Genomic DNA, 20,296 nt, shown 5'->3' with positions numbered 1-20,296 from the left:
AAACAGAAATTATGTTTTTTAGATTCCCGTTTTCACGGGAATGACAATTTTAATTGAACTTTCGATGTTAGAAACATCGAAATACATTTTTTAATTACTCCAAAATTTCTTCTCCCACTTTTAAGTTGAATCTTTTTCTAAAAAGATATACAACTCCATATAAAATAGGTGTGTCTAAAGCAGCAATTATTATTTTAAAAAGGAAGCCACTTATTAGCAAACTTGTAAAAATACTCCAAGGAAGAATTTTAAAAGAACATAATAAAAAAACTACTGTAAAAGTATCTATAAATTGAGAAGCAAATGTTGAAAAATTATTACGTAACCATAAATGTTTTCCATGGGTGAGTTTTTTCCAAAAGTGAAATATTCTGATATCTATAAACTGCGCAAATAAATACGCCATCATAGAAGCCAATACAGCTAAAGGAGATAAACCAAATACCTGATGAAAGGTTTGATCATTGACAGGAGAATTATTGATAGCAGGTGCAAAATCTGCAATCAAAATAATAAGCATTGAGAAAAAAGAGGCAAAAATACCTGCAACAACAACTTGATTCGCTTTTTTCTTTCCGTAGATTTCTGATAAAATATCTGTGATTAAAAATGTAATTGGATAAGGTAAAATACCAACAGAGATTTCAAATCGATAGATGCCAAAAGGTTCCCAATAAAAGAATTTTTGAAAAATTAAATTCGAAGCAACCAAAGAAGCTATAAATAGTGCAGCAAGAATTAAATAAATATTGTTTGCTAGTTGTTTGTCTTTTATGGTCATGTGGCGAATTTACTAAATATTCTATTAGTTTAAGATTTCTATTCATTGGCAAACAAGTTTAGCCCTGATTAAAACGGCATCCTTTTTTGCTGTCAGTTCGAGTGAATTTGTGAAGAATGAACAAATTTATATCGAGAACAAAGCAAAAAAGATATAGTGGAAAGCAGGAAATAGCTTCCAATAAAAATGATTATTTTTGTCGAAACAAACAACAACAAAAAACGATTACATGAAAGCATATGTTTTTCCAGGTCAAGGAGCGCAATTCACAGGAATGGGATTGGATTTATACGAAAAATCGCCTTTGGCACAAGAATATTTTGAAAAAGCAAACAATATTTTAGGATTCTCTATTACAGATATTATGTTTGAAGGAACTGCAGAACAGTTGAAAGAAACGAAAGTGACGCAACCTGCAATATTTTTACATTCTGTAATTTTAGCGAAAGTTTTAGGAGATTCTTTTCAGCCAGAAATGGTTGCAGGACATTCTTTAGGAGAATTATCTGCATTAGTTGCTAATGGCGTTTTAACTTTTGAAGATGGATTAAAATTGGTTTCTAAACGTGCTTTGGCAATGCAAAAAGCATGTGAAGCTGCACCAAGTACAATGGCTGCAGTTTTAGGTTTAGCAGATAATATTGTAGAAGAAACGTGTGCTGAAATTGATGGAGTTGTGGTTGCTGCAAATTACAACTGCCCAGGTCAATTAGTAATTTCTGGTGAAATTGCTGCAGTTGAAAAAGCATGCGAGGTTTTAACAGAAAAAGGAGCAAGAAGAGCTTTATTATTGCCAGTTGGTGGTGCATTTCATTCACCAATGATGGAGCCTGCAAGAGAAGAATTAGCTGCTGCTATTGAAGCAACAGAATTTAGTGAGCCTACTTGTGCTGTGTATCAGAATGTAGTTGCAAAAGCAGTTACGAGTCCTGATGAAATTAAAGAAAATTTAATTGCACAATTAACTGCGCCAGTAAAATGGACGCAATGTGTACAAGCAATGATTGCTGATGGTGGAACTGAATTTATTGAAGTTGGACCAGGTAAGGTTTTACAAGGTTTAATGCGTAAGATTGATAGATCTGTTGCTGCAAGTGGAGCTGCTTTGGCGGAATAAGCTAGAATTAGATATACTTATAAATAACAAAAAGCGTAACTTATTAAGTTCGCGTTTTTTTTTATGATTGGTTTTGTTAAAGGCTTATGTATAGCTATTTTCTATAGTTGATAATTTCAATTCTTTGTGGTAAACTCCCATTCTTGAGTATGCTGTTCCATCAATCAATAAGATAACAATTAACATTGCAATTGTGGTAATGCTAATGGCTCTCCAGATAGGAATATTTATAAATAGCAAAATTAATGCAGCTACAATAATTAAAATAGGAATGACCTTAAATACAACATTATACTCTTTTAAAGTACTTTCTGTTCGTTCAATTTCAGATTGATAAAACAAAGAGACATCACTATTATAGGCTTTTTCAAATTGAACAATTCTTGTTTTATTCGTGTAAAATAAACCAAGACCTATAGTCATTAACAAAAGGCCTGCTACCAAAGTAGGAATGGTATAGGCTTTTGCTAAATCTGTTTTTCCTAATTGCCAAAATCCAACACTAGCAATTAAAAATAAAAGAGCAAAAATGATAAAAAAACGTGTAGAAAAGACTTCTGATTTTGCCCACTCTGTGGCTAGTTTTAAGATTTCCATAATTTAATTTAGTTTGTATTTTTCTCTATATTTAGTAGGACTGATCCCTTCTTTCTTTTTAAATAATCTAGAAAAATAGGGTGGATATTCAAACCCTAATTCATAAGCCACTTCTGAGATACTTTTACTAGGTTGTAATAAAATATTTTTTGCTTCGTCTATTAAATGCAATTGTAAATGTTCTGTAGTTGTTTTGCCTGTTTCTTTTTTTAAAGTATCACTTAAATATCTTTGAGAAACTAACATATTATTTGCAATCTGTTCTATACTAGGAATGCCTTTTTCTTGCAATTGACCAGATTCAAAATATGCAGTTAAATGCATATTAAACTGCTCTAATAAATCGTTAGATATTTTTTCTCTATTTAAAAATTGTCTTTCATAAAAACGATTTGCATATTTTAATAAAGTATTTAATTGAGAAATAATAATCTCTTTACTAAACGCATCTTGATTATTATGATATTCTGTTTCTATGTTTTCTACAATTGATTCAATTTGCTTTTCTTCTTTTGGTGATAGGTGTAAAGCTTCATTTACGGAATAAGAAAAGAAACCATATTTTTTTATTTGATGAGCTAATTCAGTTCCTTTTAAAAAATCTTCGTGAAAGTTAATAGAAAATCCTTTTTGTTCAAAAACCACACTTTCATCCCATTGTAAAACTTGCCTTGGTGCAATAAAAATTAAAGCACCATTTGTAAAATCGTATTTAGTTCTACCATAGTTTAAATCTCCTTTTACAAATTTTTTAAAACTGATGGTGTAACAATCATTGGTAATTGGTGGCGAGCTTTCTCTTGGACAAGGTAAGTTGCCATCTCCTTTTGAACTGAAAACGCTTAACATAGGATGCTCAGGTTTAGGAAGTTTTAAATAATCTAGATATGATGATAATGTTTTAAAATGTTTCATATTGGTTATTTTTTTAACGTTTTTAGATTCCACCAAGGTTTATATTGCTGCAAACTATCTTTTAAATTAACCTGTTCACCAATCATAGGTGTCATTACTTTTATTGTTGATGAATTACTTGGATTTGTAATTTTATTGAAAGGTTCATTCCAATCATGATTTGCTAAAGTAAATTTACCTGAATGTACAGGCAAAATATTTTTAGTTTTTAAGTCATTAGCCGCTTTGAATTGCTCTCCTGGTAACATATGAATGTATTTCCATTTATGGTCATATTGTCCATTTTCAAGAATAGCCAAGTCAATTGGACCGTATTTATCACCAATATCTTTAAAATGAGAATCGTAACCACTATCACCACCAATATAAATAGTAGTGGTTGAAGATTTTAATACAAAAGATGCCCAAAGTGTTTTTGCACGTTTAAAACCTCTTCCAGAAAAGTGTCTTGCTGGAGTGATGTGAATTTTAAAATCATTTTTAAAAGTAAAAGTATCATACCAATCGCCTTCAAAAATTATTTCAGGATTAAATCCCCAATACTCTAAATGAGCTCCATTACCAAGGCCAGTAATTACTTTGTTAACTTTCGGAATTAATTTTTTAAGTGTTTTATAATCCATATGATCCCAATGATCATGAGATAAAAATAAAAAATCTATCTCTGGTAAATCATCAGTATTATAAATATCAGTTCCTTTAAAAGCTTTGGTAGTGAAAGATAATGGTGATGCGTTGCCGCTTAAAACAGGATCTACTAAAAATTTTTTACCATCTAATTGTATAAAATAAGAAGAATGCCCCATCCAAATGAGTACATTTTCATTTGGATTAAGAGTTTTTAATTCAGTTTTAATAGAAGGGATTGCTGCAGAAGGTTCTTTAGGTTTTGCAGAAAAAATAAATTCATACATCACTTTGCTAATGCTAATTCCCTCTGTTAAAGTAGGTGTATGATTCAGGTTCTGAAAACTACCATTTTTATAATTGGGAGACTGTTTTATTTTAATTAAACGCTCTCCAGATGGATGTTTACCAAAACGTTCTGTGTTTAAGAACAAAAAAGTAACTGCACCAATAGTAATGATGATAAAAAAGATTCCTAGCATTATTTTTTTTAAGATTCGCATTGTTAAAATTACAAATTCCAAACGACACCAGTTTCTTTTTCAGAAACTTCCCAAAGTCTTTTAGAAACGGATTTATCTTTAGCATGTGGTTCTATATGATGTGCTCCAACAGGTCCAACCCAATTTCTGTTTCCTGTAGGGCCATAAAAACCACTTTGATCTAAGTTAGGTTCTGTTGCACACATTAATTGTGGATAAGCACCTTTTTCTGCAGATTGTACAATTGGGAAAATTTTCATGATATTAAAAATTAATTTCATCATAAAACTACCACTTGTATTTATTAAGTTGGTTTTTGAAGAACCAGGGTGACAAGCATATGCTTTTACAGTTGATTTTTCTGCTGCTTTTAATCTGTCTTGTAATTCGTAGATAGACATAATTTGAGCTAATTTACTTTGACTATATGCATCATTAGGCGTGTAATCTTTATCCCAATTTAAATCGTCAAATTTGATAGTTTTTAGGCCCATATCATATCCCATGCTTCCTACTGTTACAATTCGTCCTTTAGATTTTTCAATAAGAGGAAATAATAAAGCTTGTAAGGTCCAGTTTCCATAGTAATTTGTTCCCATTTGACTTTCCCAACCATCTTCTGTTAGTATTTGTTTAGGTACTTGTGCAATAGCAGCATTACAAATTAGTGCATCAATTTGAGTAACTGTATTAAGAACTTCTTCTGCAGCTTTTTTTACAGATGATTGTTTTGATAAATCCATTTGTATGTTGGTTACATTAATAGAATTACCTAATTCTTGTTGTAAAGTATTTATGGTGTTTTCTGCTTTCTTTATATTTCTATTAAGCATTACCACATTAGCACCTTTAGAAAGTAATATTTTTGCAGCTTCAAAACCTGTTCCACTTGTAGTACCTGTAATGAGGTATATTTTGCTATTTAAATTTCCAATTCTGTTTGGTGTCCAACCATTTTCACCAAATTGATTTGTTTTCATTTCACCTATTTTTATGATTAACAATTATAAGGCAAAATTAAGGTAGCAATAGTCTTATTTACGTATACAGATTTTCGGATGTTTTATACTTTTTGGTTGTTAATTTTTATGAAGGTTGATGATTTTTTCCTTGCCAAGTATTTTCGAGTTCCATTTGTTTGTCGATTTTAGAAACGATTTCGAAATTTTTTAATCCGTTCCAATTAGGCGCGATTAATAAATCAAAAGGAGCTTGACTAATAAACCGCTCTATTACTAAATCGGGTCTTAATAAAGCAACAAATTCTATAATAAAATTGATATAACTTTCAGAAGTGAAAAGATCAAAATTTTCAGGATTTCGTTTGTACTGAGAAGCCATGATAGATTGCTTTACAATTTGTAAGTGATGTAATTTTAGAGTGTCTATTGGTAATTTAGAAACTTCAATGGCATGGTTTAATAGATCTTCTTTGGTTTCTCCTGGTAAGCCAATAATTAAATGTGCTCCTAAATGAAATCCTCTGTTTTTACATTTTTCAAAAGCTGCAATAGTGTCGTCGTAAGAATGACATCTGTTTACTTTTTTTAAGGTTCTGTTTAATGTGCTTTCTACACCAAACTCTAGAGAAATAAAGTGTTTTTTGGATAATAAAGATAGATAATCAATAATTTCATCTTCAATACAATCTGGTCTTGTACCAATCACTAAACCGATAACATTTGGCACACTTAAAGCTTCGTCATACATTCTTTTTAAGGATTCAAAATCAGAATATGTATTTGTGTATGCTTGAAAATAAGCTAGATATTTTTGAGATTTATATTTCGCAGAAAATCTAGAAATTCCTTCTTCTAATTGTTGTTTTATACCTTTTTGAGGTTCACAATAATCTGGATTAAAAGTATTGTTGTTGCAATAGGTACAACCACCAAAACCTTTAGATCCATCTCTGTTTGGACAAGAGAAACCAATATCTAAAGATATTTTTTGAACTCTTTCTCCAAAAGTTAGTTTTATAAATGAAGCGTAATCTAAATAACGTTTCCCTGAGAATTTCATTAAGAATAGGGGTTGATAATTAATTATTGGTTTATTTTAAAGAGTAAATAGACTATAAAATAAAAAAAACTCCAATTTTTAAAAATTGGAGTTTTTATAGCGTGAGTTTATTTTTGTTGTAATTGCCATTTCCAAGAAGATGCTAAAGCTTCTTCAAGGCTTTTTTCTGTTTTCCAATTTAATTCTTTGTTTGCAATAGTGGTGTCTGCATACGCAGCTGTAATATCACCTTCTCTTCTTGCAACAATTTTATAATTTAATGGTTTTCCAGAAGCTTTTTCAAAAGCTTTTATAACTTCTAAAACAGAACTTCCTGTACCTGTACCCACATTAAAATATTCGAATGCTTTTTTGTTGTTCTTGTTGATCAACCTTTTTAAAGCAGCAATATGTGCTTTTGCTAAATCTACTACATGAATATAATCACGTACAGCAGTTCCATCTACTGTATCATAATCATCACCAAAAACAGATAGTTGATCACGCATACCAGCAGCAGTTTGAGTAATATAAGGAATTAAATTCTGAGGAACACCTAAAGGAAGTTCACCAATTTTTATTGAAGGATGCGCGCCAATAGGATTAAAGTATCTTAAAGCAATAATATTTAAATCATGAGCTTTACTTGCATCTTTTAAGATTTCTTCTCCAATTTGTTTTGTATTACCATATACAGATTCAGCTGTCTTAACAGGTGCATTTTCTGTAATAGGCAATTCATCTGCTTGTCCATAAACTGTACATGAAGAAGAGAAAATAAAGTTGTCTAGTTTTCTGTCTCTCATTTCTTGTAATAAATACACTAAAGAGCCTAAATTATTTTCATAATAATCTAAAGGTTTGTGCATGCTTTCTCCTACAGCTTTAAAGGCAGCAAAATGTATAATTCCATCTACTTTATTGTTGTCGAAAAAGTTTTTCACTTCATTTTTAACTCTTAAATCAATTTGATGAAAATCTGGTTTTGTTCCAGTAATTTCTGTAATTTTATCTAAAACACCAATAGAGGTATTTGATAAATCATCAATAATTACAACTTCAAAGCCTTCGTTTTGTAATTCTACAACTGTGTGAGAACCAATAAAACCTAATCCTCCTGTTACTAATATTTTTTTCATTGTGTTGTTTTAATTAACGAAATCTAAAATCGTTTTCGTTATAAATGTTAATTGTTCGTTGTCTAACTCAGTATGCATTGGTAAAGAAATCACCGTTTTTATCAATCCATTTGTTACAGGGAAATCACTTTCTTTATAACGAGCATCTACATATGCTTTCTGAGAATGCAATGCTACTGGGTAATAAATTGCATTTGGAATTCCTTTTTCTAACAAATGTTTATGTAAATCATCTCTTTTACCATTTGTAATTTGTAATGTATATTGATGAAAAACGTGGCAATCGCAAGTGTCACAGATTTCTCCACAAGCACTTGTTGTTGGTGTAATAATATGTTCTGATACTGATAAAGCTTTGTTATAAAAACGAGCAGCATTTCTTCTTGCATCACAATAGCTATCTAAAAGAGGTAATTTCGCTTTTAAAACTCCTGCTTGTATAGAGTCTAAACGAGAGTTTACACCAACTACATCATGATAATAACGAGTGTACATTCCATGATTTACAATTCCACGAATTGTGTGTGCTAATGCATCATCATTGGTAAAAATTGCGCCACCATCTCCATAACAACCTAAGTTTTTAGAAGGGAAGAAAGAAGTTGTTCCAACATTTCCAATGGTTCCAGCTTTCTTTTTTGTTCCGTCTTTAAACGTGTAGTCTGCGCCAATTGCCTGGGCGTTATCTTCAATTACAAAAAGATTATGTTCTTTTGCAATTTCCATAACAGCATCCATGTTTGCAACTTGTCCAAATAAATGAACAGGAACAAGGGCTTTTGTTTTAGGAGTAATTGCTCTTTTTAAAGCTTCAATATCTATGTTAAATGTTTTTGCATCAACATCTACCAAAACTGGTGTTAGTTTTAATAATGCGATAACTTCTACTGTTGCAGCAAAAGTAAAATCTGCTGTAATAACTTCATCACCTTGTTCTAAACCTAAACCCATCATTGCAATTTGCAATGCATCAGTTCCGTTTGCACAAGGAATTACATGTTTTACATCTAGATATTTTTCTAAGTCTGCTTGAAACTCATGAACTAAAGGTCCGTTTATATAAGCAGAAGAATTTAAAACCTGATCAATAGAAGTGTTTACAGCTTCTTTTATTTGTTTATATTGACCTTGTAGGTCAACCATTTGAATTTTTTTCATATAAAAAATTTTGCAAACCAAAAATACGAACTTCCTTTCATTTTCTTTGTAGTTATCCGTAAATAATATTTCTGTTATCTTTGAAAAAAATCAATTTTCATGAAGTTTTTGAGACGTTCGTTAAGAATTCTATTAATTATTATTGTATTGGTGTTTATTTGTGGTTGGTCGTATTCTAAAATGTACCATCCAGATTATTCTGGTGAGTTAGATTTGAAAAATATTTCTGAAGAAGTTACAGTCTATTTTGATGATATTGGTGTGCCTCACATTAATGCTCAAAATCAAAAAGATGCCTATGTAGCATTAGGTTATTTGCAAGCTCAAGATAGGTTGTGGCAAATGGAATTGATAAGAAGAATTGCTGCAGGTAGATTGGCAGAAATTTTTGGAAAAGACTTGGTAAGGGTTGATCAGTTTTTTGGAGGATTAGGAATTGAAGAAGCTGCAGAGAAAACAATTGCCAGTATAGATACTACTTCAGAAGCTTATGTTTTAACACAGGCTTATTTAAATGGAATTAATCAGTTTATAGAAGAAGGAAAAACACCTTTGGAGTTTACAATGGTTGGAGTAGAAAAAGAAAAATATACCTTAAAAGATGTATATAATGTTTTTGGTTACATGTCTTTTAGTTTTGCGGTTGCTCATAAAACAGATCCATTATTAACAGAAATAAAAGAAAAATTAGGAGATTCTTATTTAAGTGAATTGTTAAGTTCTTATAGCGAAAACTTAACAATTAATAGAACTAGTATTCCTGATAAAATAGATGCGTCATTCTCTAAAACGGTAGCTTCTATTATGGATGATTTACCAGTTTCGCCATTTATAGGAAGCAATTCTTGGGTCATAGCACCAGAAAAAACGAAGAATGGAAAAGTTATTTTTGCAAATGATCCTCATATTGCATTTTCACAACCTTCTGTATGGTATCAAAATCATATAAAAACACCCCATTTTGAAATTTATGGTTTCAATATTGCGTTAATGCCATTTCCTTTATTAGGGCATAATAGAGAATATGCTTATGGTTTGACAATGTTGGCAAATGATGATTTGAATTTTTATATTGAAGAAAATAATCCTGAGAATTCTTTAGAATATAAAACTCCTGAAGGTTATGAGAAATATGAAATTATTGAGAAAACTATCCGTATAAAAAATGAAATTGATACTTCTTTTCAAGTAAAGGTAAGTAAACATGGGCCAATAATGAATGGGTTGGTAGAGCATATTATAGATGAAAGACCCATTGCAATGAATTGGATTTACACCCAATTACCAAATGAAATGTTAGAAGTTTCTTATGGAATTTCTCATTCGAATTCAATGGATGATTTTAGAAATTCTGTTTCAAGAATTCATGCTCCAGGTTTAAATGTAATGTATGGAGATGCAAAAGATAATATTGCTTGGTTTTCATCGGCTAAATTGTATCAATTAAGAGATAGTTTGTCTTCTAAAACCTATTTAAATGGTGCTTCTGGAAATGATGAAATTATTGAGTATTTACCTTTTGATGAAAATCCACAAGCTATAAATCCAAGAAGTAATTATGTGTATTCTGCAAATCATCAAATAGATTCTGTGAGAGGTAAATTGTACCCAGGATATTATCAACCACAAGATAGATCAAAAAGAATTGTTGAATTTTTAGGTGATAAAAATGATTTTACAAAAGAAGATGTTGTAGAAATGATTTATGATGTAAAATCTTCTACAGCTTCTGAAATTAGTGCAGATTTATTAGAAAATGTTGATACATTTAAATTAACTGCTTCAGAAAGAAAAGTATTTTCTGTATTAGAAAACTGGAATGGAACTCACTTAAAAACCTCTATAGGTCCAACAATTTATAATCGCTTTTTATACGAATTTTTAAAAGCAACTTATAATGATGAATTGGGTGATGGTTTTGAATTATTTATAAATTCGCAATTACAAGATCAAGTATTGCCAACTCAAATAAATAGAATTAATTCTGTTTGGTGGGATGATATTGATACAAAAGATGAAATTGAAACAAGAAGTGATATTGTTCAAATTTCATTTAAAAAAGCGATTTCTTTTTTACAAAATCAGTTAGGAGAAAATATAGATGATTGGACTTGGAATAGAGTTGTTTCTGTAGAATATGAACATGCCATTGGAAAAGCAGGAGGTTTGTTGCGTAGCTTTTTTAATGTTGGTCCTTTTGAAACCATTGGAGGAAATGAAGTGATTAATAATCAGATTTTTAAATTGGATAGTACAGGTTATTATAAAATAAATGCGGGCCCATCAACAAGAAGAATTATCGATTTCTCTGATATTGAAAACAGTTCAGCAATTATACCTACTGGTCAATCTGGTAATGTGTTTAGTGAGTATTATAAAGACCAAACGCAAAAATTTTTAAATGGTGAGTTTGTAAAGATGAGGTTAAATCAATCTGAAATTGAGCAAAGTGAAAATGTGTTGATTTTTAAACCAATGTAAAATATTTTTTATGAAAGAAGAATATGCTTTTTTTTATCTGTGTTTGTGTTATATGCCTATTTGGTTATACGTTTTTTTTAAACGAAAAGATTTAAGGAAAAAATTAGTTAGAACATCAATTGCTGGTGGAATTGTAGCTCCTTTTACAGATTATTTTCACTTCAGAGATTATTGGGTTCCTCCATCTATTTTGAATTTTAAATATGCTTATTTTGAAGATGTTTTAATGGGGGCATTAATAATAAGTGTAGTTGCAACTATCTATGAAACTGTATTTAATTTAAAGTTGATTAGTTATAGAAAAGAAAAAAAATTACAACGTATTTTTTATGCAATGTTTATAGCAAGTTTTATTATTGTTTATATTCTGACAGGTGTTTTAAAGATAAATTCAATTTTTGTTTACAGTGGAATTTATATTTTTTACGGAATTATTATGTTGTACTTTAGATCAGGTATGATAAAAGAATCTTTAATTACTGGTTTGTTAAGCTGGGTAATTCAAATAATTTTTTACATACCATTGTTTACTTTTTTTAGTCCTACTTATTGGAAAAAGTACTACTTACTAGCAAACACAAAATACGACATAACCTTTTTAAATATTCCATTAACAGAAATGTTTTATTTTATAACAATAGGTTTTACCGTTGGTATTTTTTATGAATTTGTGTCTGGTAAAAAAAGAGTTTCTTTTTAATTTAAAGTTAAAAAATTGTTGATATTCTATTCTCCAAAATAATTAAACCTCCTTATAAACTTCATTAAAAGGAATTCTAAAACGTTCGCCATAAACACCTTCTGGTTTTCTAACGCCACAAGAAACAATCATGTTTATTTCTGAGCCAAATGGTAAGTCTAATAATTTTTTAATTCGCCAAGTATCAGAACCTTCCATGGGGCAAGTATCATATCCTTCTGCTGCCATAGAAATCATAAAGTTTTGTGCAGCTAATCCACAGGTTTTATGGGCAACAATTCTCATGTCACTTTTTCTAACTTCTCTGTAAATTGGTTTAAAAACTCCAATTCCTAAAATCATTAAATATTTAAAGAAACCTAAAATTCCTAAAAACTCAGAGTAGGCAAAAGGAATGATTTTTCCATAATAGTTTCTGGCTACTTTTTCTCTGCTAGATTGTTCTTTTTTTGGATTGTTCTTACCAAAAACAGAATCTAAATAAGCTAAATTGGCATTTGCTCTTTTTTTCCATAAATCTTTTCTGGTGACAAAAATAACTAATTGTTGCGCTGTTTTTGCTGCATTTTGGTTGAAACAAAGAGGGGCAATCTTTTCAATAATATCTTTAGATGTAATATGGTAGAATTCCCATAATTGCATGTTACTACTATTAGGTGCTAAAACAGCTTGTTCTATACATTTTTTTACAACTTTTTTATCAATTGGTTTTTCAGTATCAAAAATTCTAACTGAACGTCTATAATTAATAGCTTCAGATACTGTTTTCTCTTTTGACATAAGTTTTAGTTTTTTAAATGAAATAGAAATCGACTCTTTTTGTAAAAGAGTTACAAAGTACAAAAATTACAAACAAGCTTTCCAAATAACTTCATTTGGTGTTGGTGCAGTTATGTTTATTTGTTCTTTACTTACAGGATGTGTAAATTGAATTCTTCGAGCATGTAAGTGAATACTTCCGTCTTTATTGCTTCTATCGAAACCATATTTTAAATCGCCTTTTATAGGGCTTCCAATATTAGATAATTGTGTTCTAATTTGGTGATGTCTGCCTGTTTCTAAATCAATTTCTAGTAAAGAATAGTTGTCTAGTTTTTTAATTACTTTATAATGAAGAATGGCTTTTTTGCTGTCTTTAATTTCTTTGGTGTAAGCTGTAGATTTATTGTTTTTAGGATTCTTTCTTAAGTAATTGATTAATGTGTCTTTTTCTTTCTTCGGATGATTTTTTACAACAGCCCAATATGTTTTATTGATTGTTTTGTCACGCAACATCTTATTAAGTCGTTCTAAAGATTTAGAAGTTTTTGCAAAAATTATAATACCAGAAGTAGGTCTGTCTAACCTGTGTACAACACCTAAGTAAACATTTCCTGGTTTATTGTATTTGTCTTTAATGTATTCTTTTACAACTTCACTTAAAGGTTTGTCACCAGTTTTATCACCTTGTGTAATATCACCAGCGCGTTTATTTACAATGATAATGTGATTGTCTTCAAATAAAATTTGTAAATTTTCTTTGGTAGAATGCATTAGAAGTTATTTAAAATCTTTGGCAACATCTTCATTTACACCATCAATAAATTCTAAAAATTCTCTTCTACCAAGTCCTGAAGAAGAAGAAGTAATAAATGATGTTGGAAGCGTTTCCCAAGTGTTTAATAATTTCTTTTTATAAGAAGTAATTTGCTTGTTTAATTTAGAGCTTCCTAATTTATCTGCTTTGGTAAAAACAATGCAAAACGGAATTTGATTCTCACCTAGAAACTGCATGAACTCTAAATCTATTTTTTGAGGATCGTGTCTAGAGTCAATTAAAACAAAAGTACATACTAGTTGCTCTCTTTCTTTAAAATAGTTTTCAATAAAAAACTGAAAAATTGTTCTTTTCTTTTTTGAAACTTGAGCATAGCCATAACCAGGTAAATCAACTAAAAACCACTCATCATTTATTTTAAAGTGATTGATGAGTTGTGTTTTTCCAGGTTTTCCAGAAATTTTAGCCAAATCTTTTCGTTCCATTAACATGTTAATTAATGAAGACTTTCCAACATTTGAGCGTCCAATAAATGCATATTCTGGCATTCTATCTTTTGGTGCCTTGGTAACATTACTGTTACTCATAATAAACTCCGCCGATTTTATTTTCATGGCTATTTTAAATTTTTAGAAATCAACCAATTTTCAAGAACTTCATTAAATTCTTCTGGTCTTTCCATCATTGCAGCATGTCCACATTTATCAATCCAAAATAATTCCGAATTTGGTAATAATTTATGAAAATCATTTGCCGCTTCTGGAGGCGTAACTTTATCATGTTTTCCCCAGATAAGACAAACTGGGAGTTTCATTTCTGGTAAATCTTTAGCCATATTATGTCTAATAGCGCTTTTTGCAATTGCCAAAGTTCTAATTAGAGAATTTCTGTCATTAATTACAACATAAACATCATCAATTAATTCTTCAGTTGCAATTGCAGGGTCGTAAAAAACATCTTGTGCTTTTTGAGTAACATAGTTTCTGTCTCCTCTTTTTGGGTAACTATCTCCCATAGAGTTTTCGTACAATCCAGAGCTACCTGTAAGCACTAATGCATTTACTTTTTCTTGATAATGTTTTGTAAAATATAAAGCGATATGTCCTCCTAAGGAGTTTCCTAATAATATAGCATTATCCAATTCTTTAAATTCCATAAATTCTTTTAAGAACTTTGCTAAGTTTTTAACATTGGTTTTTAAAAGAGGAAGAGAGTAAAGTGGTAGTTCAGGGATTAAAACTTTATAACCATTTTTAGAAAAATGTTCATAAGTAGAACCAAAGTTACTTAAAGCTCCCATTAAACCATGTAAAATAATGATTGCAGGTCCTTCTCCAGCTTCTGCATACTTAAATTTTCCTTCAGTAATTAACTCGTCAGTCATTGATTTTTCAATTCGCTTAAAAGCAAATGTAAACCTTTTTTATGAATTAAATAATGATTTTAAGGTTTCGGGTTTTTAATTTTTTAGAGAAAAAAAGGCAATGAGTTGTTAACAAATACGTTATTTATTAACAATGTGGTAAAAAGTGGTAAAAAGTGGTAGATTTTATCTATTTTTGATTTCAATTAATAAATTTTTAGAGTGATAAACCTAATTGGGACATATGAGTGTAAGGCAGATGCTAAGGGAAGATTGATGTTTTCATCAGCTTTCAAAAAGCAATTGTCTTCTGTTTTGCAAGATGGTTTTGTGGTAAAGAGAGCTGTTTTTCAGCCGTGTTTAGAGTTGTATCCAATGAGTGAGTGGAACTTGATGATGGAAAAAATCAACAAACTAAATAGGTTTAAGAAAAAGAATAATGATTTTATTCGAAGATTTACAGCAGGTGTAAAGATGGTGGAGTTAGATGCTACTGGAAGAATTTTAATTCCGAAAGATTTATTTGAATTCGCAGGGATAAAGAAACAAGTAGTAATGTCTTCGTCGGTAAATATTATTGAGATTTGGGATAAAGACAAGTATGAAAAAGCTATTGATGATGCGTCTGATGATTTTGCGGATTTGGCTGAAGAAGTAATGGGAAATACAGAATTAGATGAATTATCATAATCCGGTTTTATTGCACGAAAGTATAGATGGTCTTGCTATTAAGGAAGATGGTATCTATGTGGATGTAACGTTTGGTGGTGGAGGTCATTCAAGAGAAATCTTGAAAAGATTAGGTGAAAAAGGAAAATTATTTGGTTTTGATCAGGATCCAGATGCGCAAGAAAATAGTATTGATGATGCACGTTTTGTTTTGATTCCAGAGAACTTTAGGTATATCTCAAGATTTTTAAGGTTTCATGGTGTGAGAAAAGTTGATGGGATTTTGGCTGATTTAGGAGTTTCTTCTCATCAGTTTGATGAAGCGGAAAGAGGTTTTTCTACCCGTTTTGATGGTGATTTAGACATGAGAATGAATCAGAAGTCTAAAGTTTCAGCAAAAGAAATCATCAATAAGTATTCTGAAGAAAAGTTAGCGGAAATATTGTTTTTATATGGAGAGTTGAGGAATTCTAGAAATATAGCAAAAACAATTGTTGAGAAAAGAGAAGAAGAGAAAATTGATACAAGTTTTCAGTTAAGAAAAGTGTTGCAGAAGTATTTGCCAAAAGCAAAAGAGCATAAAATAATTGCTCAGATATTTCAAGCGATTAGAATTGAGGTAAATGAAGAATTAGAAGTTTTAAAAGAATTTCTACTTCAGACTCCAGGTTTATTGAAAGAAGATGGTAGGTTAAGTGTGATCTCATATCATTCATTGGAAGATAGGTTGGTAAAAAGATTTATTAGAACAGGATTATTTAGTGGCGAGCCCGAAAAAGATTTTTTTGGAAACAGTGATGTGCCCTTGCAGAAAGTTGGAAAGTTAATAGTGCCTGCCCCGCATGAAATTAAACTAAACAATAGGGCTCGCAGTGCTAAATTAAGAATAGCAACTTTAAAGAAGTAAGATGTCTAAAGTTAAAAAAGGAGTCTATGATTTTCTAAGAGGAAGTTTCCTTACAGATGAATCTGCTTTTAAAAACTGGCGAATTATCATTTTTGTTGTTGTGCTGCTTTTAATTATGATTACAAGTGCGCATAAGGCTGATAAAAAAGTGATTCAGATATCAAAATTGAATAAAGAGAAAAGAGAATTACGAGCAGAATATGTAGATACAGGTACTATTTTAATGAGAATGAAAATGGAATCTAATATCAGAGAAAAAGCAAAAATAAGAGGTTTGCAACCTTTACAGTCCCCTCCAAAAAAAATAAAAGTAACTATTAAAGATTAATAAAATTGGCAACTCACAAAAAAAGCATACTTACAAAATTCTACTTGGTGGCTGCTTTTATGACGCTTTTTTTGTTGGCTGTTGTTTTTCGTGTGTTTGCAATTCAGTATTCAGAAGGAGAAAAATACAGAAAATTATCTACGGAGCTAACTATTAAGCAAGATACTATTTACGCTAATAAAGGAAATGTATATGCTGCAGATGGAAATTTGCTAGCAACATCAATGTCGAAATTTACAATTAGAATGGATGTTGTTGCTGCTGTTAATAGTGGTGTTTTTGAGAAAAATATTGCAGGTTTGTCAAAAGAGCTTTCTAAAATGTTGGGTAAAACATCTGCTTTTTATCAGGATAAACTTAGAAAAGCAAAAAACAAAAAAAGCAGGTATTTATTGATTGCAAGAAATATTGGATATACGGATTATCTAAAAATGAGACAGTTTCCAATATTTAATAAAGGCGTTTATAAAGGTGGTTTTATCGCTGAACACAGAACAGTACGTGCGCATCCAATTGGTAAAATTGCAGAACGTACCATTGGTTATGATGATTATAGAGGAGGTGCTGGTATAGAAGGAGCTTTTGCAGATTATATGGAGGGAGAAAATGGTTTGCGTTGGAAACAAAAAATTGCTAAAAACCAATGGAAACCAATTAATGATGTAAATGAGAAGGAGCCAATTGATGGACATGATATTATAACAACATTAGATGTAAATATTCAAGATATTACACATCATGCGTTGTTGAGTAAGTTAGAGTATTTTGAAGCAGATCATGGTTGTGCTGTAGTTATGGAAACTGCAACAGGAGAAATTAAGGCGATTTCAAATTTAGGAAGAACATCAAAAGGAACTTATTTTGAAAAAAGAAATTATGCTGTTTGGGAAAGTCATGAGCCAGGTTCTACTTTTAAATTAGCAAGTTTAATGATAGCTTTAGATGATAAAGTTATAGATACGTCAACAGTAATTGATACAGAAAAAGGTAAGATTTATATTCATAATAGAAAAGTTGAAGATTCTCATAGAGGTGGTTATGGTAAAATTTCTGCTGCAAGAGTTTTTGAAGTTTCATCTAATGTAGGAATCGTGAAAATGATTAAAGAGCATTATGATGATAAGCCTCAGAAATTTATAGATAAGTTAGAAGAATATGGGTTTACAAAACCTATTGGATTTCAAATAAAAGGAGAGGGTAGGCCTTATGTACCGAAGCCAAAAGATAAAAAACGTTGGAATAAAATTTCTTTAGAATGGATGGCTTGGGGTTATGGAGTTTCTGTTACGCCAATGCAAACCTTAATGTTTTATAACGCTGTTGCTAATAATGGGGTAATGGTAAAACCAAGATTTATTAAGGAATTAAGAAGGCAAGATAAAACTGAAAAAGTTTTTGAAACAGAGGTTTTAAATTCTAAAATAGCTTCTGCAGAAACTTTAGATAAAATTAAAAAAGTGATGGAAAACGTAGTAATAAAAGGAACTGCGGATAATATATATTCATCTAATTTTTCTATGGCAGGAAAAACAGGAACAGCAAAAAAATACATTCCAAGAACAAAAGATCAAAATGGCAAATGGCAAGGTGGTTATTATTCAACAAAACACTATGTAGCCTCTTTTGCTGGTTTTTTTCCAGCGGATAATCCAAAATACTCATGCATTGTTGTGATTCATGATCCTAAGAAAGAAAAAGGATATTATGGTGCTACAGTTGCTGCGCCAGTTTTTAAAGAAATTGCTCAAAAAATATATACTACAACTCCTGTAGATAATCAATCTGTTGATGATAAAGTAGAGTTTGCTTCAATAGGTAGTCAGTATGAAAAATACAATACTAAATTAAACAAAGAGTATCAAGAAATTCCAGATGTTAGAGGAATGTCAGGAATGGATGCATTGTCCTTATTGGAAAATATTGGGCTCAAAGTTAAATTTACTGGTGTAGGTAAAGTAAAATCTCAATCATTGAGTAAAGGAGATAAATTAATAAAAGGTTCAACTATCATTTTAAAACTTTCATAAACTGAAAAATTTAAAAGACATATTATATCAGGTTTCCATTAATCAAGTATTTGGGCTTACAAATATTGAGGTGAATAATGTTGTTTTCGATTCTAGAAAGATTGAGAAGAATGATGTTTTTGTTGCTCAAAAAGGAGTCACAGTTGATGGTCATTTATATATAGAAAAAGCAATTAGTTTAGGCGCGATTGCAGTTATTTGTGAAGACTTTCCTACAGATAAAAAAGTAGGAGTAACCTATATTCAAGTTGCAGATGCAAATATTGCTTTAGCGATTATGGCTTCTAATTTTTATGATAATCCGTCTAAAAAGATGCCTCTTATAGGAGTAACAGGGACGAATGGAAAAACGACAATCGCTTCACTTTTATATCAATTATTTAAAAAAGCAGGTTATAAAGTTGGGTTGTTGTCTACGGTGAAAATTTTAGTTGATGAAACTGAATTTAAAGCAACACATACAACTCCAGATTCTGTATCAATCAATTCTTATTTAGATAAAATGATTGATGCTGGTATTGATTATTGTTTTATGGAAGTAAGCTCTCATGGAATTCATCAAAAAAGAACAGAAGGATTAACTTTTGCTGGTGGAATTTTTACCAATTTATCACATGATCATTTAGATTATCATGAAACTTTTGCTGAGTATAGAAATGTAAAGAAATCTTTTTTTGATTCTTTATCAAAAACAGCTTTTGCGCTAACAAATATTGATGATAAAAATGGCAACTTTATGTTGCAAAACACAAAAGCAAAAAAGAAAACATACGCTTTAAAAACAGTAGCAGATTACAAAGCGAAGATTTTAGAGAAACAATTTTCTGGAACACTTTTAAAAATTAATGATACTGAAGTTTGGACAAAGTTAATTGGTCAATTTAATGCTTCAAATTTACTAGCAATTTTTGCTACTGCAGAATTATTAGGTTTAGAAAAGCTAGAAACCTTAACAATTATCAGTCAATTAGAAAATGTAAGTGGTCGTTTTGAATATGTTGTTTCTGAAGAAGGTGTTACTGCGATTGTAGATTATGCCCATACTCCAGATGCTTTAAAAAATGTTTTAGAAACTATTAATGACATTAGAACAGGTAATGAAAAACTAATTACAGTTGTTGGATGTGGTGGAGATAGAGACAAAACAAAAAGACCAAAAATGGCACACATTGCTTCACAATTAAGTAATCAGGCAATTTTTACATCAGACAATCCAAGAACAGAAAATGCACAATCCATTTTAGATGAAATGGAAGTTGGTGTTGCTTCTGAGAACTATAAGAAAACATTATCAATTTTAGATAGAAGACAAGCAATTAAAACAGCTTGTAAATTCTCTGAAAGTGGAGACATCATATTAATTGCAGGAAAAGGACATGAGAATTATCAAGAAATAAATGGAGTTAGATCTCATTTTGATGATTTAGAAGAAGTGAGAAATTGTTTCAATCAATTAAAAAAATAACT

At 30.4% G+C, this 20,296-nt stretch carries 20 protein-coding genes; 8 read left to right on the top strand and 12 right to left on the bottom strand.

Going from position 1 to position 20,296, the window contains the following annotated elements; all coding sequences use genetic code 11:
• Positions 1 to 94 precede the first annotated feature (94 nt).
• Positions 95 to 781, bottom strand: coding sequence for a queuosine precursor transporter (locus tag PHEL85_RS13990; protein ID WP_036826584.1), 687 nt, complete (start codon positions 779 to 781; stop codon positions 95 to 97).
• 229 nt (positions 782 to 1,010) lie between these two features.
• On the opposite strand from PHEL85_RS13990, the gene fabD reads away from it, so the two are divergent.
• A complete protein-coding gene (gene fabD / locus PHEL85_RS13985; protein ID WP_036826581.1) occupies positions 1,011 to 1,898 on the top strand; it encodes an ACP S-malonyltransferase in 888 nt (295 codons plus the stop codon).
• An 84-nt stretch (positions 1,899 to 1,982) separates the two neighbouring features.
• Here fabD and PHEL85_RS13980 read toward each other — a convergent pair whose 3' ends face one another.
• The 7 genes from PHEL85_RS13980 to PHEL85_RS13950 all read right to left on the bottom strand — a co-directional run bounded on the left by PHEL85_RS13980 (position 1,983) and on the right by PHEL85_RS13950 (position 8,817).
• The gene (locus PHEL85_RS13980) at positions 1,983 to 2,495 is read right to left on the bottom strand and encodes a hypothetical protein (protein WP_036826579.1); all 513 of its coding nucleotides are present in this window, start codon (positions 2,493 to 2,495) and stop codon (positions 1,983 to 1,985) included.
• Positions 2,496 to 2,498: 3 nt separating this feature from the next.
• Positions 2,499 to 3,410: a helix-turn-helix domain-containing protein gene (locus PHEL85_RS13975; RefSeq protein WP_036827873.1), complete on the bottom strand. Its 912-nt coding sequence runs from the start codon at positions 3,408 to 3,410 to the stop codon at positions 2,499 to 2,501.
• A 5-nt stretch (positions 3,411 to 3,415) separates the two neighbouring features.
• The gene (locus PHEL85_RS13970) at positions 3,416 to 4,519 is read right to left on the bottom strand and encodes an MBL fold metallo-hydrolase (protein ID WP_036827872.1); all 1,104 of its coding nucleotides are present in this window, start codon (positions 4,517 to 4,519) and stop codon (positions 3,416 to 3,418) included.
• Between the two features lie 29 nt (positions 4,520 to 4,548).
• Positions 4,549 to 5,499: an SDR family NAD(P)-dependent oxidoreductase gene (locus tag PHEL85_RS13965; RefSeq protein WP_036826576.1), complete on the bottom strand. Its 951-nt coding sequence runs from the start codon at positions 5,497 to 5,499 to the stop codon at positions 4,549 to 4,551.
• A 106-nt stretch (positions 5,500 to 5,605) separates the two neighbouring features.
• Positions 5,606 to 6,541: a TIGR01212 family radical SAM protein gene (locus tag PHEL85_RS13960; protein WP_036826573.1), complete on the bottom strand. Its 936-nt coding sequence runs from the start codon at positions 6,539 to 6,541 to the stop codon at positions 5,606 to 5,608.
• Between the two features lie 107 nt (positions 6,542 to 6,648).
• On the bottom strand, positions 6,649 to 7,659 hold the full coding sequence (gene galE / locus PHEL85_RS13955) for a UDP-glucose 4-epimerase GalE (RefSeq protein ID WP_036826570.1): 1,011 nt from the start codon (positions 7,657 to 7,659) through the stop codon (positions 6,649 to 6,651).
• Between the two features lie 9 nt (positions 7,660 to 7,668).
• Positions 7,669 to 8,817, bottom strand: coding sequence for a DegT/DnrJ/EryC1/StrS family aminotransferase (locus PHEL85_RS13950; RefSeq protein WP_036826568.1), 1,149 nt, complete (start codon positions 8,815 to 8,817; stop codon positions 7,669 to 7,671).
• Positions 8,818 to 8,916: 99 nt separating this feature from the next.
• On the opposite strand from PHEL85_RS13950, the gene PHEL85_RS13945 reads away from it, so the two are divergent.
• Both PHEL85_RS13945 and PHEL85_RS13940 read left to right on the top strand, forming a co-directional pair.
• Complete coding sequence (locus PHEL85_RS13945) at positions 8,917 to 11,298, top strand: penicillin acylase family protein (protein ID WP_036826565.1); 2,382 nt, start codon at positions 8,917 to 8,919, stop codon at positions 11,296 to 11,298.
• Between the two features lie 10 nt (positions 11,299 to 11,308).
• Entirely contained in the window at positions 11,309 to 11,998 is a 690-nt protein-coding gene (locus tag PHEL85_RS13940; protein ID WP_156109246.1) for a lycopene cyclase domain-containing protein, read from the top strand.
• A 42-nt stretch (positions 11,999 to 12,040) separates the two neighbouring features.
• On the opposite strand, the gene PHEL85_RS13935 is transcribed toward PHEL85_RS13940, so the two are convergent.
• The 4 genes from PHEL85_RS13935 to PHEL85_RS13920 form a co-directional block, all read right to left on the bottom strand.
• Entirely contained in the window at positions 12,041 to 12,778 is a 738-nt protein-coding gene (locus tag PHEL85_RS13935; protein ID WP_036827871.1) for a nitroreductase family protein, read from the bottom strand.
• A 66-nt stretch (positions 12,779 to 12,844) separates the two neighbouring features.
• Positions 12,845 to 13,531, bottom strand: coding sequence for an RluA family pseudouridine synthase (locus tag PHEL85_RS13930; protein WP_036826559.1), 687 nt, complete (start codon positions 13,529 to 13,531; stop codon positions 12,845 to 12,847).
• A gap of 6 nt (positions 13,532 to 13,537) precedes the next feature.
• Positions 13,538 to 14,149: a ribosome biogenesis GTP-binding protein YihA/YsxC gene (gene yihA, locus PHEL85_RS13925; protein WP_036826556.1), complete on the bottom strand. Its 612-nt coding sequence runs from the start codon at positions 14,147 to 14,149 to the stop codon at positions 13,538 to 13,540.
• 2 nt (positions 14,150 to 14,151) lie between these two features.
• Positions 14,152 to 14,919 carry an alpha/beta fold hydrolase gene (locus PHEL85_RS13920; RefSeq protein ID WP_036826554.1) on the bottom strand — a complete coding sequence of 256 codons (768 nt, stop codon included), beginning with the start codon at positions 14,917 to 14,919 and terminating at the stop codon, positions 14,152 to 14,154.
• 201 nt (positions 14,920 to 15,120) lie between these two features.
• Here PHEL85_RS13920 and mraZ point away from each other — a divergent pair, with 201 nt between their 5' ends.
• The 5 genes from mraZ to PHEL85_RS13895 are packed head-to-tail and all read left to right on the top strand — an operon-like array spanning position 15,121 to position 20,294.
• On the top strand, positions 15,121 to 15,588 hold the full coding sequence (mraZ, locus tag PHEL85_RS13915) for a division/cell wall cluster transcriptional repressor MraZ (RefSeq protein WP_036826550.1): 468 nt from the start codon (positions 15,121 to 15,123) through the stop codon (positions 15,586 to 15,588).
• Positions 15,575 to 16,474, top strand: a complete 900-nt coding sequence (gene rsmH, locus PHEL85_RS13910) for a 16S rRNA (cytosine(1402)-N(4))-methyltransferase RsmH (RefSeq protein ID WP_036826547.1) — start codon at positions 15,575 to 15,577, stop codon at positions 16,472 to 16,474. The genes mraZ and rsmH overlap by 14 nt, the downstream gene beginning before the upstream one ends.
• Before the next feature lies 1 nt (position 16,475).
• Complete coding sequence (locus PHEL85_RS13905) at positions 16,476 to 16,802, top strand: FtsL-like putative cell division protein (RefSeq protein WP_036826545.1); 327 nt, start codon at positions 16,476 to 16,478, stop codon at positions 16,800 to 16,802.
• A 59-nt stretch (positions 16,803 to 16,861) separates the two neighbouring features.
• A complete protein-coding gene (locus PHEL85_RS13900) occupies positions 16,862 to 18,829 on the top strand; it encodes a penicillin-binding protein (RefSeq protein ID WP_036826542.1) in 1,968 nt (655 codons plus the stop codon).
• Position 18,830: 1 nt separating this feature from the next.
• Entirely contained in the window at positions 18,831 to 20,294 is a 1,464-nt protein-coding gene (locus PHEL85_RS13895) for a UDP-N-acetylmuramoyl-L-alanyl-D-glutamate--2,6-diaminopimelate ligase (protein WP_036826539.1), read from the top strand.
• The last annotated feature ends 2 nt before the right edge of the window (positions 20,295 to 20,296 follow it).

It is taken from the genome of Polaribacter sp. Hel1_85 (genome assembly GCF_000766795.1).
Lineage (GTDB): Bacteria > Bacteroidota > Bacteroidia > Flavobacteriales > Flavobacteriaceae > Polaribacter.
This window is presented reverse-complemented; position numbering and strand designations above follow the sequence as displayed.